This is a genomic window from Nonomuraea sp. NPDC003754 (genome assembly GCF_053605785.1).
Genome location: NZ_JBSGJX010000018.1, coordinates 70,888 through 87,287 on the forward strand (window position 1 = coordinate 70,888; position 16,400 = coordinate 87,287).

At 75.0% G+C, this 16,400-nt stretch carries 3 protein-coding genes; all 3 read right to left on the minus strand.

Annotation, left to right across the window (positions count from 1 at the left end):
• Nucleotides 1-16: 16 nt before the first annotated feature.
• From ACWEVS_RS22925 to ACWEVS_RS22935, 3 genes are read right to left on the minus strand one after another with little or no spacing between them, the layout of a single operon-like run.
• Entirely contained in the window at nt 17-232 is a 216-nt protein-coding gene (locus ACWEVS_RS22925) for an MbtH family protein (RefSeq protein ID WP_354905160.1), read from the minus strand.
• Entirely contained in the window at nt 229-15,303 is a 15,075-nt protein-coding gene (locus ACWEVS_RS22930) for an amino acid adenylation domain-containing protein (protein ID WP_452553190.1), read from the minus strand. Before ACWEVS_RS22930 ends, ACWEVS_RS22925 begins: the two co-directional genes overlap by 4 nt.
• Before the next feature lie 56 nt (nt 15,304-15,359).
• A complete protein-coding gene (locus ACWEVS_RS22935) occupies nt 15,360-16,367 on the minus strand; it encodes an iron-siderophore ABC transporter substrate-binding protein (protein ID WP_452553191.1) in 1,008 nt (335 codons plus the stop codon).
• Nucleotides 16,368-16,400: the final 33 nt, after the last annotated feature.

Here is a 16,400-nt window from a genome sequence, read left to right on the forward strand (position 1 = left end):
GGACCAGGCCGGCGGGTCAGTCCTGCCTCGTCGCCTCGACGAGGCTGCGGGGGCGCAGGTCGGTCCAGTGGGTCTCCACGTACTCCAGGCACGCCTCCCGCGTCTCCTCACCGAACACCACCCGCCACCCGGCGGGCACCTCGGCGAACGAGGGCCACAGCGAGTGCTGCTCCTCGTCGTTGACCAGCACCAGGAATCGGCCGTCCCGGTCCTCGAACGGGTTCGTGCTCATGCGTTGCTCCTCACTTCGGTGTGCAGAATGCGGACCAGCTCGTCCGCCATGGACTGGATCGTGGCCCGGTCGAACAGGTCGGTCGCGTACTCCAGCAGGCACTCCACCGGACCGTCGCCGCGCGGCTCGAAGAAGCTCAGCGTCAGGTCGGCGTTGAGCGCTCCCGTCGGCACGTGCTCGAAGGCGAGCTCGCCGGTGTCGGCCTGCTCGTGATGGACGATCATCACCTGTGGCGCCCGCAGGCCCAGCGCCCTGGCCACCCGGTCGAACGGCACGTCCTGCCGGTCGAGCGCGGCCAGGTCGGTCTCCCTCACCCGGGCGAGCAGCTCGCGGAAGGTCGGCTCGCCGGAGGTGTCGGTGCGCAGCACCACGGTGTTGAACAAGCAGCCGACCAGGCCGGTCAGCTCCTCCTCGGTACGGCCCGCGACCAGCGAGGCGATCGGCAGGTCGGTGCCCGCCCCCCGCCGGGTGAGCAGCGTCGCGAACGCCGCGTGGAGCACCATGAACATGCTGGTGCCGCTCTCGGCGGCGACCGCGTCGATGGCCGCGTGCAGGCCGGCGTCGAGCGTGACGCCGACGTGGTCGCCCCGCACCCCCTCACCGGCCCGGTCGTACGGCAGCGCGACGGCGCGCGGCATGCCGTCCAGCGCCTGCCGCCAGTGCTCGAGCTGGGCGCCGTCGGTCACCTCGTGCGCCCACCGCGTGTAGTCGGCGTAGCCGACCGGCAGCGGCTCCCACGCCGGGGCGGCGCCCCGCCGCCGGGCCGCGTAGGCGGCGGCGAAGTCGCGCAGGAGCGGCACCACCGACCACTCGTCGACGGCGAGGTAGTGCATGGTCAGCAGCAGCGCCCGCGCGCCCGAGCGGTCGGTGAGCAGCCTGGCCCGCAGCGGCGCGCGCCCCTCCAGGTCGGCGGGTTCGCCCGCCAGCGCGTGCAGTCCCTCGTCCAGGTCGGGCACCTCGACGTGTTCCAGCCATTGCGCGGCCGGCACCTGGACGAGCCCGCCGTCCCCGCGGACGACGGCCGTGCGGAGCGGCTCGTGACGTGCTGCGACGTCGGCGAGCGCGGCGGCCGCGGCACCGGGATCGGGGGAGCGGAGCGCGAAGGCCATGTCGTGCGGCCGCCCGGCCCCGGTCCTGGCGTGCTGCCACTCCTGGGGCGGCGCGGCGGGCAGCTCCCGCCGGCGCAGCCTGGCCCGCTCGCCGAGATCCCTCTCGTCGAGGCGGGCGGCCAGCTCGGCGACGGTGGGCGCGTCGAAGACGGCCCGCAGCGTGAGCCGGGCGTCCAGCGTCGTGCGGATCCTGCCGAGCAGCCGCATGGCCGACATCGAGTGGCCGCCGAGCTCGAAGAAGTTGTCGTGGACGCCGACCTGGGGCAGGCCCAGCACCTCCGCGAACAGCTCGGCGAGCGCGTGCTCCCGCCCGGTGCGCGGGCGGGTGGCACCGGTCAACGCCGACCAGTCGGGCGCCGGCAGCGCGGCCCGGTCCAGCTTGCCGTTGGGCGTCAGCGGCAGCGGCCGGTCGAGCACCACCACCGCGGACGGCACCATGGCCGGGGGCAGCAGCGCCGCGACGTGCGACCGCACCTGGGCGGGGTCGAGCGGGCCGCCCGCCGCGACCGCGTAGCCGACCAGGCGCGGCTCGGGACCGCTCGTGTCGGTGACGACGGCCGCCTGGGAGATCATCGGGTGCCTGGTCATCGCGCCGGCGATCTCGCCCGGCTCGATCCTGAACCCACGGATCTTGACCTGGTCGTCCGCCCTGCCGAGGAAGTCGAGGTTGCCGTCGGCGCGCCAGCGGGCCCGGTCGCCGGTCCGGTACATCCTGGCGCCGGGCCGGCCGAACGGGCAGGCCACGAACCGCTCGGCGGTCAGGCCGTGCCGTCCGAGATAGCCGCGCGCCAGCCCGCGCCCGGCGATGTAGAGCTCGCCGGCCACCCCAGGCGGCACCGGGCGCAGGCGCTCGTCGAGCACGTAGGCGCGGGTGTTGGGGTCGGGCACGCCGATCGGCACCGCTCCCGCCCAGCCCGGTTCGGCCGCCCACAGCGTGGAGTTCACCGTCGCCTCGGTCAACCCGTAGGCGGCCAGCAGGCGCAGCCGGCCCGCCCAGCGCTCGATCACGTCCGGCGGGACCGTCTCGGTGCCGACCAGCACCGTGCAGCCCTCGGGCGGCTCGCAGCCGGCCGGCAGCGCCGCCACCAGCGACGGCGGCAGGATCGCGTGGGTGATCCCGTGCTCGGTCATGAAGCCGGTCAGCTCGTGGCCGGGCACCCTGGCCGCGTCGGGAACGAGCACGAGGCTGCCGCCGTGGCACAGCGCCATGCTCAGCTCGAAGGCGGTGACGTCGAACCCGATCGAGGCGAAGTGCAGCACCCTGCTGTCGGGGGTGAGCCCCATCCGGTCGACGGCCGTGGCGACCAGGCTGCCGATCCCCTCGTGCGTGACGACCACGCCCTTGGGGCGTCCGGTCGAGCCGGAGGTGTAGATGACGTAGGCCGCCTGGTCGAGCGCCACCTCCGGGTAGGCGGGTGCCCGCCACCGCCCGTCGGGCGCGTCGCCGAGCAGCAGCACGTCCAGGCCCTCGACGGGTTGCGCGGCCACGACCACCTTCGCCCCCGAGTCGCCGACCATGTACGCCAGGCGGTCGGCGGGGTGGGCCAGGTCGAGGGGCAGGAACGCGGCACCGAGCTTGAGCGCGCCGAGCATCACCGCCACCATGTCCACCGAGCGCGGCACGGCCACGCCGACCACGCTCTCCTCCCGCACGCCGTGATGGGCGAGCATCGCCGCCATCCGGTCGGACAGGGCGTCGAGCTCCGCGTAGCCGACCGAGCGGTCCCCCTCGACCACCGCCACGGCGCCGGGGCGTTCGGCGACCCTGCGCAGGAACATGCCGTGCAGTGTCTGCTCGGCCACCTCGCGGTCGGTCGCGTTGAAGCCGGTGACGACCAGCTCCCGCTCCCGCGGGGTGAGCACGTCGATGTCGGCGACCCTGACCGACGGGTCGGCGGCGACCGTCCCGACCAGCCCGGCGAGCCGCGCCCCCATGGCCGCCACCGTGGACCGGTCGAACAGGTCGGCGCGGTACTCGACGACGCAGGAGATCGCCTCGTCCTCGACGAAGCTGAACACCAGGTCGAACTTGGCGGTGCTCGCGGACACCGGCGCGGGCAGCACCTCCAGGCCCGCCAGCGCGAAGTCGTCGGCGCCGCGGTTGCGGTAGCCGACCATCACCTGGAACAGCGGGTTGCGGCCGGGCGAGCGGACCGGGTTGAGCTCCTCCACGACCGCCTCGAACGGCACGTCCTGGTGGGAGAAGGCGGCCAGGGCCCGCTCCCTGACCCGCGCGACCAGCTCGGCGAAGGTCGGGTCGCCCGACACGTCGGCGCGCAGCACGAGCGTGTTGACGAAGAAGCCCACCAGGTCGTCCAGTGCCTCGTCGGCGCGGCCGGAGACCGGCACGCCGAGCGGCAGGTCGGCACCGGCGCCGAGGCGGTGCAGCAGGGCCGCGACCGCCGCGTGGCAGACCATGAACATGCTCGCGCCCGAGTGCTGGGCCAGCCGCCGCAGAAGCCGGCTGTCCTCGGCGCCGAACTCGACCCGCAGCTCGCCGCCCGCGGCGGCCGGCCGCGCGGGGTGCGGCCGGTCGGTGGGCAGCTCCAGCCGCTCGGGGGCGCCGCGCAGCGTCTCGGCCCAGAAGGCCAGCTGGCGGGCGGCCACGCTGTCCGGGTCGGTCCGCTCGCCGAGCAGCCGCCGCTGCCAGAGCGTGTAGTCGACGTACTGCACGGGCAGCGGCTCCCACGCGGGCGCCCCGCCCCCGCGGCGGGCGGCGTAGGCGGCCGACAGGTCACGCAGGAACGGGCCGTCCGACCACTCGTCGGTCGTGATGTGGTGCAGCAGCAGCGCCACCACGTGATCGCGCGCGCCCAGCCGGACCACGGTGGCCCGTAGCGGCAGCTCGGCGGCCAGGTCGAACGGCCGGGCGACGACCGATTCCAGCGTCGGCTCCAGCGTCGCCGCCGTGGCCTCGACCACCTCGACGACGGGGACCGCCTCGGCCGCCGGCACCACCCGCTGGAAGGGACGGCCCTCCCGCTCGACGATCAGCGTGCGCAGCGCCTCGTGCCGGGCCGCCAGATCGGCCAGCGCGGCCCGCAACGCCTCGACGTCGAGCTCGCCGCGCAGCCGCATCACCAGCGGGAAGTTGTAGAGCGCCGACGGCCCTTCCAGCTGCTCGATCAACCAGAGCCGGCGCTGCGCGAACGACAGCGGCGGCTCGGCGGGCCGGTCGGCCGCGGCCGTCAGGGCGGGCCTGGCGTCCTGCCCGCCGACCCTGGCGGCCAGTTCGGCCACGGTCGGCGCCTCGAACAGGTCGCGGATCGCCAGCTCGGCGCCGAGGGCCGCGCGCGCCCTGCTGACCAGGCGGGTGGCCAGCAGCGAGTGGCCGCCCAGGTCGAAGAAGTCGTCGTCGATCCCGACGCCCGTCACGCCCAGCAGGTCGCCGAACAGCTCGCACAGCACCCGTTCGCGCGCCGTGCGGGGCGGGCGGCTCTCCTGGCCGCCGCTGAGGGCGGGTGCGGGCAGCGCGCGCACGTCCAGCTTGCCGTTCACGGTGAGCGGGAGCCGGTCCACCGCGACGAGCGCGGCGGGCACCATGTAGCCGGGCAGCCGCTCCTTCAGCGCCGCCCGCACCACCGCGAGGTCCGCGCCCTCCTCGCGCGGCACGACGTAGCCGAGCAGGCGGCCGCCGTCGGCGACGACCGCCGCGTGGGAGACCAGCGGGTGTTCCTCCATCGCCGCCGCGACCTCGCTCGGCTCCACCCGGTAGCCGCGGATCTTCACCTGGTCGTCGGTGCGGCCGAGGAAGTCGATGACGCCGTCGGGGCGCTGCCGTACCAGGTCGCCCGTGCGGTACATCCGCTCACCCGGCGCGCCGAACGGGTCGGCGACGAAGGCCGCGGCGGTCAGTCCCGGCCTGCGGTGGTAGCCGCGGGCCAGGCCCACGCCCGCGATGTACAGCTCGCCCGGCGTGCCGGGCGGCACCGGGCGCAGCGCCGCGTCGAGCACGTACGCCGTCGTGTTCCAGATCGGCCTGCCCACGGCGGGTGTCGCGCTGTCGTCCGTGGACGCCCCGAGCGTGTTGATCGTGTACTCGGTGGGCCCGTACAGGTTGTAGCCGACGGTGCCCTCGCTGTCGCGCAACGCCGTCCACACCGTCTCGGAGACGGCCTCGCCGCCCAGCAGCACCAGCGGCGGCCGGTGGCCGTCGAGCAGGCCCTGCTCGATCAGGTGGTGGGCGTAGGTGGGGGTGACGTTCACGACGTCGACGCGCTCCCTGTCGCAGTAGGCCACCAGGGCCTCGGCGTCGCGGCGCAGGTTCTCGTCGCAGACGTGGACCTCGTGCCCCTCCACCAACCACAGCAGCTCCTCCCACGACATGTCGAAGGCGAAGGAGACGGTGTGGGCGATGCGCAGCCGCCTGCCGCCCGCGGCGGCGACGGCCGGCCCGAAGATGGCCTCACGATGGTTGAACTGCATGTTCGTCAGGCCGCGGTACGGCGTGACGACGCCCTTCGGCCTGCCGGTCGACCCGGAGGTGTAGATGACGTAGGCGGGATGCTCGAGCCGGTACGGCAGGCCGCGGGCGAAGCCGGGCCGCTCGGCGTCGGACGGCACGCCCGCCGGCAGCGCGGCCAGCCGGTCGGCGGTCGCCGGGTCGTCGAGCAGCACGCGCGGCACCCCGGTCTCGGGCAGCGCCACCGATCCCGTGGTCACCACGCAGACGGGCGAGGTGTCCTCCAGCATGAAGGCCAGCCGCTCCGCCGGGTACTCCAGATCCAGCGGGAGGTAGGCCGCGCCGGTCTGCAGCACGGCGAACAGCGCCGCCACCATGTCGGCCGAGCGCGGCAGCGCCAGCGCGACCACCCGCTCCGGCGCCGCGCCGTGCTCCAGCAGCAGCCTGGCCAGCCTGTTGACGCGGGCGTCGAGCTCGGCGTAGGTCCAGCGTTCGGCGCCGAAGACGAGCGCCACCTCGCCGGGGGTGCGCGCGGCCTGCTCCGACAGCAGCTCGGCCACCGTCACCGCGGGCAGCGGCCGGGCCGGTGCCGCCTGCCGCCGCTCGCCCTCCAGCAGCAGGTCCACGGTGCCGACCAGCGCCCGCGGCGCCGCCACCAGGCGCCCGAGCACGGTGGTGAACCGGTCGAGCACCCGGCCGGCCTCGGCGCCGCCGACCACGTCGGGGCGGTACGACAGCGTCACGCGCAGGCGGGCGCCCTGGGTCACGATGAGCGTCAGCGGGTAGTGCGTGGCGTCGACCGCCGACACGTTCACGATCCCGTGCCGGCCGGTGAACTCCGCCATCCGCTCCTGCCCGCCCGCCTCGCGCAGCACGAAGAGGGTGTCGAAGAGCCGCCGGTGGCCGCTCTCCCGATGCAGCTCGCCCAGCCCGACGTGCTCGTACGGCATCAGCGCCACGCGCTCGTCCTGCACCCGCCGCGCCAGCTCGAGCACCTGCTCGCGCGGGTCGAACCCGATCCGCACCGGCACCGTGTTGAGGAACATCCCGATGACGTTCTCCACGTCGGGCACCGCCACCGGCCGGCCGGCCACCGCCGCGCCGAACACCACGTCGTCGCGGCCGACCGTGGCCGCGAGCACCAGTCCCCATGCGAGGTTGAGCAGCGTGTTGAGCGTCAGTCCCGTCTCGCGGGCCAGCGCGCGCAGGCCCTCGCCCAGCTCGGCGGGCAGTACGACATCGAGGTTCACCGGGATCTCCGGGCGCAGGCCGTCGTCGGCCGCCCGTACCAGCGTCGGCTCCTCCAGCCCCGACAGCGCCGCGCGCCAGGCGGTCAGCGCCTCGCCCGCGGGCTGCGTGGCCAGCCAGGCCAGGTAGTCGCGGTAGGTGTCGGCGGCGGGCGCCGCCGCGGCGTCCCCGAGGAGCTGTTCGAGCACCAGCCAACCCGACCAGCCGTCCCACAGGATCAGGTGGTGGCTCAGCACCAGCAGGTCGCGCTCGCCGAGGCGGATCAGCAGCAGCCGCATGAGCGGCGGGGCGGCCAGGTCGAACCGGGTGGTCCTGTCCTCGGCCAGCAGTTCGGCGACCATCCGGTCGCGCTCCTCGCACGGCAGCGCCGACAGGTCGATCTCGCGCAGCGGCGGCTCCACCCCGGCGCCGATGAACTGCACGGGACGCGACAGCCCTTCGGCGGTGAAGCCCGCCCGCAGGCTCGGGTTGCGGGCCAGCATCGCCGCGCACGCCGCGCGCAGCCGGTCGGCGTCGACGGGCCGCGCGAACTCGAAGACGTCCTGCGAGGTGTAGACGTCGACGGCGGCGGTGTCGTAGCTGGAGTGGAAGTGGATGCCCTCCTGCAAGGGCGACAGCGGCCAGACGTCCTCGACCGGGACGGGGCAGACGCGCCGCACGCTCTCGTGCTCCTCGGCGGTCAGCGTGATCAGCTCGGCCGCCCCGTGCTCCTCCGCGGTGGCTTCCATGGTGGCCTCCGCGGTGGCCTCCATGGTGGCCTCCGCGCTGGCCGCCAGCGCGGCGGGCGTCCGGCAGGTGAAGACGTCCCTGGGGCTGACCGCCAGGCCCGCCTTCCTGGCCCGGCCCGACACGGCGATCGAGGCGATGCTGTCACCGCCGAGGGCGAAGAAGTCGTCGTCGAGGCCCGCCTCGGTGCCGAGCACGGCGGTGAAGATGTCGCAGAACAGCCGTTCCCGCTCGGTCCGCGGTGCCCGCACGGCCCGCGGCCCCACCTCGGGAACGGGCAGGGCGCCGCGGTCCACCTTGCCGTTCAGCGTCAGCGGCAGCCGCTCCAGCGTCACCACCGCGCTCGGCACCATCGGCGGGGGCAGCGCGGCGGCCAGCGCGGCGCGCAACCCCGCCCCGTCGAGGCGGGCGCCCCGCTCGGGGACGGCGTAGCCGACCAGGCGGGTGGCGCCGCCGTGGTCGCGGGCGACGACCACGGCCTGCGCGACGCCGTCCAGGGCCGCCAGCCGCGCCTCGACCTCGCCTAGCTCGACGCGGTTGCCGTGGATCTTGACCTGGTGGTCGGTCCTGCCGGTGTACTCCAGGGCGCCGTCGGGGCGCAGCCGCACCAGGTCGCCCGTGCGGTACATGCGCGTGCCCGGCGGGCCGAACGGGTCGGCGACGAACCGCTCGGCGGTAAGCGCCGTCCTGCCGTGGTAGCCGAGGGCGAGCTGCGCGCCGCTGATGTAGAGCTCGCCTTCGGTCGCCGGGCGCAGGCAGACGTCCAGGACGTACAGCCCGGTGTTCCAGACCGGCCCGCCGATCGGCACGGCCGCGTCGCGGTCCGTGTCGCGGTCCGTGCCGCTGTCCGTGCCACCGTCTGTGCCGCCGTTCGCGTCGCCGTCCGTGCCGCCACCTTCGTCGCCGTCCCACCAGGTGACCTGGACGGTCGCCTCGGTGGGCCCGTAGCAGTTGTCGACGGGGACGCCGGTCAGCTCCCGCCAGCGGCGGGCCAACCCCGCGGTCAGCGCCTCGGCGCCGCCGAAGACCCTGCGCAGGCTCGCCGCCCAGCCCGGATCCCGCGTGACCTCGTCGGTGGACAGGAAGGCCCTCATCATCGAGGGCACGATGTCGAGGACGGTCACCCCGCGGTCCCTGACGAGCCCGGCCAGGTAGGCCGGATCGACGTGCCCGCCGGGCTCGGCCAGCACCACGGCGGCGCCGGAGCACAGCGGCCAGAAGATCTGCCACACCGAGGCGTCGAAGCTCGCCGACGCCTGCTGCAGCATCCGGTCGGTGCCGTCCATGGCGAACAGGTCCTGGGCCCACGCCAGGTGGCCGACGATGGCGCGGTGCGTGACCACCACGCCCTTGGGCCGGCCCGTCGAGCCCGAGGTGTAGATGAGGTAGGCGGGGTCGTCCGGCGCGGGAGCGCGCAGCGGGCCCCCACCACCGTCGGGACCGCCCTCGCTGCCGCCGGCGCCACTACGGGTGCCGCTCTCGGCGCCGCTCAAGGGGCCGCGGAATGGGTCGCTCGAAGGGCCGCTCAAAAGATCGCTCAAAAGATCGCTCGAGGGGTCGCTCAAAGGGTCGCTCGAGGGGTCGCTCAAAAGATCGCTCGCGGGGCCGCTCGCGGGGCCGCCGACCAGGACACGCTCCACCCCCTCGTGCTCGGGGAAGGACCCGTCGGTGACCACCACGCGGGCGCCGCAGTCGGCCAGCATGTACGCCAGCCGCTCGGCCGGATGGTCGAGGTCCAGCGGCACGTAGGCCGCGCCCGCCCGCAGCACGCCGAGCACGGCGGCCGGCAGGTCGGGCGAGCGGGGCAGCGCCACGGCGACGAACCCGCCCGGACCGACGCCGCGTCGCACCAGCCGTACGGCGAGCGCCTGCGCCCTGCGGTCCAGCTCGGCGTAGGAGACCTCCTCCTCGCCGAAGATCACCGCGGTGGCGTCGGGCGTCGTGGCCGCCTGGGCGGCGAACGCGGCGGCCAGCGTCGTGGGCGGTACCTCACGCGGCCCGCCCAGCAGGCGCGCCTGCTCGAGCTCGACCAGGTCGAGCCGCCCCACGGGGCGCTCGCCGGCGGTGACCAGCTCCTCCAGCAGGTGCCGCAGCGCCCGCGCCACCCGCGCGGCGGCGCTGGCGCCGATGGAGTGGTCGAGCCTGAAGGTGGTCCGCCGTCCCGGCACGACGGTCAGCGACAGCGGGTAGTGGGAGCCGTCGCGGACGTCCACGCTCGCGATCGCCCCCATGTCGCCCTCGACGGGATAGTTCTCGACCGCCACCAGCGTGTCGAACAGGGTGCCGAACCCGGTGATCCGCTGGATGTCGGCCAGGCCGAGGTGCTGGTGGTCCAGCAGCCGCGCCTGCGCGTCCTGGAGCCCGGCCAGCAGGTCGGCCGGACGGTCGCCGGGGCGCCAGGCCAGCCGTACGGGGATGGTGTTGACCAGCAGGCCGACCATCGACTCGACGCCCTCGACGGCGGCCTGCCGGCCTGAGACGGTGCTGCCGAAGACGACGTCGTGGCGGCCGGTCAGCCGGCCCAGCAGCAGCCCCCACGCGCCCTGCACGAGCGTGCTCAGCGTCAGCCCGCGCGCCCGTGCCCAGCCGGCCAGGTCCGCGCCGGCCTCGAAGGTGATCTGGCCGGGCGCGCCGGCCTGGTACCGCGGGCCGAGCAGTGTCGGCTCGTCGAGCCCTTCCAGCGCCCGACGCCAGGCCCGTCCCGCCGCCTCGTCGTCGCGGTCGCGCAGCCAGGTGAAGTAGTCGCGGTACGGGGTGACCTCGCCGAGGTGTTCGCCCAGCAGCTCCCGCAGCATGATCGGCACCGACCAGCCGTCGGCGACCAGGTGGTGCAGGGTCAGCACCAGCGTCCGCCCGTTGACCAGGGCGGCCCTGAGCAGCGGCGGCGCGGCCAGGTCGAAGGGCCTGGCCCGCTCCCGCGCGGCGATCTCGTCGACGTCGGCGCCGGTGACCTCCGCCCACGGGACCGTGACCCGGCCGGCCACGTACTGCACGACCCTGCCGTCGGCGCGCTGCAGGAACCCGGCGCGCAGCGGCGCGTGCCGGTCCACCAGGCGTTCCACCCGGCGGCGCAGCGTGGCGGGCTCGACGGGTCCGGCCAGCTCGACGACCTGCTGGACGGTGTAGACGTCGGGGTCGGACAGCGAGTGGAAGTACAGGCCCTGCTGGAGCGGCGTCACCGGCAGGACGTCCTCCAGGTCGCGGGGCAGCGCGTCGATCTCCTCCTGGTCGAGCGTGACCAGGGGGAAGTCGGACGGCGTGTGCCCGCCCGCCGCCGGCCCGGCCACGTGGGCGGCGATCCCGCGCAGCGCCTCCAGCCAGGCGCCGGCCAGCTCCGCCACGTCGGCCCGTTCGAGGACCCCTTCGGGCCACGACCAGGTGGCGCTCAGCTCGGGCCCGGACGCGCCGTCGCGGACGATCGCGTTGACCTCGAGGTGATGGGTCAGCGGCATGCCGGGGTCGCGCCCGGCCGACAGCGGCTCCGCCCCGGCGGCCGGCTCCCAGTCCGCGCCGCCGTCCGCCCTGAACCGGCCCAGGTAGTTGAACAGCACCTCCGGCGTCGGCAGGTCGCCCAGCGCGCCCCGCAGCAGCCCGAAACCGAGACCGGCGGACGGGACGGCGCGCAGTTGCTCCTTGACCCGCCCGAGCGCCCGGCCCACCCCCGGGCCGCCGGCGCGGAACTCCTCCCACGCCACGTCGCCGCCGTCGATCCTGACGGGGAACAGGCTGGTGAACCAGCCGACCGTGCGGGTCACGTCGGCATCGCCCGCCACCGCGTCCTGCTCCCGGCCGTGCCCCTCCAGGTCGACCAGCAGGCCGCCGGCGCCCTGACGGCGGGCGAAGGCCGCCGCCAGCGCGGTCAGCAGCACGTCGTTGACGGTGCCGTGGTAGGCGGCCGGGGCGTCGGTCAGCAGTGGCGTCGTCCCGTCGGGGGGCAGGACGACGGTCAGCCTGCGCTCGCGCGCGGCCGTGTCGGTCGCGGGGTCGAGGGGCCGCAGCCCGAGCGACGGCACCGGCCCGGCGAGCGTCCGCCGCCAGACCTGCTGCTCCGCCTGCCGCGCGGGGGTCGGCGCGTCCTCGGCCAGCAGCCGCGACCAGCGCGCGAACGAGGTGCCGACCGGCGGCAGCTCGACCGGCTCGCCCGCGGCCACCGCCCGCGCGGCCTGGGCCAGGTCGGACAGCAGGATGCGCCAGGAGACGCCGTCCACCACCAGGTGGTGCGCCACCAGCGACAGCCGCCGCTCGTCCGGCGACCACACCGCCTGCAGCATCACGCCCGCCGCCGGGTCCAGCCGGCCGACGGCGGCCTCGACCCCGTCGCCGGCCACCAGGCCGCCCGCCTGGACCGTGCCGGGCGGCGGCACCTCCATGTGCCAGCCGTCCTCGCCGCGCAGCAGCCGGGCGCGCAGCATGCCGTGATGGTCGAGGACGGCCTGCAACGCCCCGGTGAGCAGGCTCTCGTCCAGATCGTCCGGCACGCGTACGGTCACCGACTGGTGGAAGCCGTTGATCGGCCCGCCCACCTCCCGCAGCCGGCCGACGATCGGCGTCTCCGGCACCAGGCCGACGCCCGCGTCATGAGCCTGCTCGGGTACGGCCTGGCCGCGCCCCCGCGCCAGCGCGGCGACGGTCCTGTGCTGGAAGACCTCCCGCGGCGTGATCGCGAGACCCGCCCGCCTGGCCTTGTTGACCAGCTGGATCGCGACGATGCTGTCGCCGCCGAGCTCGAAGAAGCTGTCGTGCGCGCCCACCGACGGCAGCCCGAGGACCTCGGCGAACAGCCCGGCCAGCACGCGCTCGGCGGGGGTTTCGGGGGCGGTGTCGCCCGCCTGCGCCGTCCACTCGGGCGCGGGCAGCGCCTTGCGGTCCAGCTTGCCGTTCGGCGTGAGCGGCAGCGGCCCGTCGAGCACCACGATCGTGCCGGGCACCATGTACTCCGGCAGCGCGCCGGCCGCCAGCCGCCGCAGGTCGGCGGGGTCGAGGCCGCCGTCGCCCGTCACGTAGCCGACCAGCCGCCTGACGCCCCGGTGGTCCTCGACGGCGGCGACCGCCGCCTGGGCGACCGCGGGGTGGCTCATCAGGATGCTCTCGACCTCGCCGGGCTCGATGCGGTACCCGCGGATCTTGAGCTGGCCGTCCTCGCGGCCGAGGAAGTCGATGGTGCCGTCGGCGCGCCTGCGGGCCCGGTCGCCGGTGCGGTACATCCGCTCGCCCGGCGCGCCGAACGGGTCGGCGACGAACCGCTCGGCGGTCAGCCCCGGCCTGCCGAGATAGCCCCTGGCCAGGCCGAGGCCGCCGACGTACAGCTCGCCGGTGACGCCGGGCGGCACCGGGCGCAGCGCCGCGTCGAGGATGTGGCAGCGGGTCCCCGGGTCCGGCACGCCGATCGGCACGGGGCCCGACCAGTCGCGCTCGGCGAGCCAGAGCGTGGAGTTGACCGTGGCCTCGGTCAGGCCGTAGGCGGCCACGACCCGCATGCGCTCGCTCCAGCGGGCGACCAGCTCGGCGGGGACCGTCTCGGTGCCGACGACCAGCACACCGTCCTCGGGCAGCGCGCACCCGGCGGGCAGCGCCGCCACCAGCGACGGCGGCAGGATCATGTGGGTGACCCGGTGCTCGGCCAGGTAGCCGGTCAGCTCCTCGCCGGCCACGCGCCGCTCGGACGGCACGACGACGACGGTGCCGCCCACGCACAGCGACATCACCAGGTCCCAGACGGCCACGTCGAAGCCCACGGAGGCGAACTGGGCGACCCTGCTGGAGGAGTCGACGCCGAGCCGTTCGACGGCGGTGGCGATGAGGGCGCCGACGCCCTCGTGGGAGAGCACGACGCCCTTCGGCCGGCCGGTCGAGCCGGAGGTGTAGATGACGTAGGCGGCCCGGTGCAGCGCGCCCTCGGGCGGGTCGGTGTCGGCCGCCTGCGGGAGGGTGTCCAGAAGCAGGCGGGGCAGCTCCAGGTCGGCGGCGTGGCCCGAGACCGTGACGAGCAGGCGGGCACCGGCGTCGGCCACCATGAAGGCCAGCCGGTCGGCCGGATGGTCGGCGTCCAGCGGGAGGTAGGCGGCGCCCGCCTTCATGACGCCGAGCAGCGCCACGACCAGGTCGGCCGAGCGAGGCAGCGCCACCGCGACGACGTCCTCGGCGCCGACGCCCTGCGCGCGCAGCGTGTGGGCGAGCCGGTTGGCCCTGGCGTTCAGCTCGCCGTAGGTCAGCCGCTCCGACTCGCAGATCATGGCGAGCCTGCCGGGCGCGTGCGCGGCCTGCCGTTCGAACGCCGCCGTCCACGAGATCTCCGGCAGGTCGCCGGGCAGGGGGACGAACGGCGGCACGGGCGCCAGGTCGATGCCGCCGAGCGGCGTGTCGGGCCGCTCGGCCAGCGCCTCCAGCGTCAGCAGGAGGCGCCGCTCGTGCTCGGCGAGCGCCTCGGGGTCGCACACCGCGGCGTCCGCGTCGAGGTCGATCCGCAGCCCCTGGCCCGCGGGCCGGTCGTAGACGGCCACGGACAGGTCGCCGACCGGCCCGAGCGACAGGTGGTGGATGACGCAGTCGCCGTCGCCGAACCTGATCCCCTCGTGGTACGGCATGACGTTCACGGTGGGCCCGATCAGCGAGCGCAGCCCTTCGACGCGGCCCAGCTCCCTGGCCAGGTCCTCGCCCCGGTAGCGGGCGTGCGCGCCCAGCGACCCGACCTCCTCGGCCACGGCCGCGACCAGTTCGGCACCCGTGGTCCAGGGGCTGACGGCGAGCCTGAGTGGCAGCACGTTGGACATCAGGGCAGGGGAGTCGTCGCCGTGCAGCCTGCCCGCGACGGGCAGGCCCAGCACCAGGTCACGCTCGCCGCTCGCCCGGTGCAGGTAGGCGGCCACGGCCGCGATGGCCAGCCGCGACAGCCGGGTGCCCAGCGCGGCCGCCGCCGCGCGCAGCCCGTCGGAACGCTCCGGCGACAGCTCCACCGTGCGGCGCAGGACGCCGCCGGCCTGGGCGGGCGGGCACTCCACCAGCCTGGCAGGCTCGTCGGGCAGGCCCGCCAACCTGCCGTGCCAGTACGCGGCGTCGGCCGCGTGCCCGGCGGAGGCTCGGTAGCCGGCGTCGGCCGCCACCAGCGCGGGCAGCGACCAGTCGACGCCGGCGTCGGGGCCGCCGCCGTACAGGGCGGCCACGCGCTGGATGAGGCGCAGCATCCCGGCGCCGTCGGTGACCAGGTGGTGGTACCGCTGGTACCACCACAGCCGGCCGTCGCCCAGCCTGAGCAGCGCGTGGGCGAACATCGGCCCGCGGGCCGGATCGACGGTCCGCGCGAGGTCGGCCGCCATCCACGCCCGCGCGTCCGCCTCCGCCAGGTCGAGGACCGGCAGCGGCCAGTCGCCCGCGGGCCTGGTGATCTGGACAGGGCCGGCCTCGTCCTGGGCGAACACCACGTGCAGGCTCTCCGCCTCGGTCACGGCCTGCCTGATCGCCCCGGCCAGCCGCGCCACGTCGGCCGCGAGCTCCACGTAGCCGCCGATGGTGTAGGCCGGGCTGTCCAGCGCTAACTGCTGGGCCAGCCAGATTCCGGTCTGGGCTCCGGTCAGCGGAAGTACGGACATCTGGCTGCCTTTCACGTCACTCTGCGGGAATCAGGGTGGGCCGGGCCGGCCGGGGATCACTTCTTGAGAAGCGGCACGACCTGGTTGATGGCGTAGGGGATGCTCAGCACCGTGTTGAAGGACAGCGCCGCGCCGATCGGCGGGTCCTGGTAGGTCAGGAAGAGGTCGCGGCCCTGCCGGGCGACCTTCAGCTGCTTGTAGACGCTGTCGTTCCTGATCCGCTCCCACGGCTCCCTGCCGGTGGTCAGCCAGACGAGGCGGTCGACCTCCAGCAGGCTCAGCCCCTCGGAGCCGAACTCGGCCACGTTGGACTTGCCGGCCTGCCTGCTGATCTCCTCCGGGACGGTGAAGCCCAGCTCGGCCAGGAACGCCGACTTGGGGTCGCCCTTCTGGAAGGCCGAGTACTGCCCGGCCTTGAAACTGTCGGCGGCGACGGCCGTCAGCCCCTTCCACTGCGGGTTGTCGGCCCGGACCTTCGCGAACCGGTCGGCGATGCCGGCGATGAGCCTCCTGGCCGTGTCCTCCTCGCCGAGGGCGCGGCCGGCCAGCAGCGTCATCTCCTGCCACGGGGCGGCATAGGGGTCGAAGCCCTTCGGCTGGGCGACGACGGGAGCGATCTGCGACAGCTTGTCGTAGTGCTCCTTCTGGATGCCGGAGTACATGGCGAAGATGAGGTCGGGCTTGAGCGCGACCAGCTTCTCGAACTTGACGCCGTCCTCGCGCAGGCCGAGCACGGTGGGTTCGGTGCCGCCCCACCTGTCCTTGGTCCAGGGCCAGTCGGAGAACGGGCTGCGCTGGAACCAGTCCACGACGCCGACCGGCTTGAAGCCGAGTGCGAGGACGGGCTCGTGGTCGCTCAGGCCGATGGTGACGATCCGCTCGGGACGCTTGGCGATCTCGGTCGTGCCGTACATGTGCTCGACCTTCACCGGGAAGGCCGATCCGGCCGCCGGGGCGGACGAGGCGGGGGCGGGCTCCGCCGTACCGGCCGGGGTGGGGCTGCCGCAGCCGGCGGCGACGGTCAGCGCCAGTGCGGCGAGCACTGTCGAGAGACGCTTGGACATAGTTTCCTCTTCCGGATCTGAAGTGTCACCGGC

What these genes read in the sequence shown, in the direction of transcription:
- ACWEVS_RS22925 (WP_354905160.1), bottom strand. Translation starts at nt 232, where the DNA reads ATGAGCACGAACCCGTTCGAGGACCGGGACGGCCGATTCCTGGTGCTG.
- ACWEVS_RS22930 (WP_452553190.1), bottom strand. Translation starts at nt 15,303, where the DNA reads ATGTCCGTACTTCCGCTGACCGGAGCCCAGACCGGAATCTGGCTGGCC.
- ACWEVS_RS22935 (WP_452553191.1), bottom strand. Translation starts at nt 16,367, where the DNA reads ATGTCCAAGCGTCTCTCGACAGTGCTCGCCGCACTGGCGCTGACCGTC.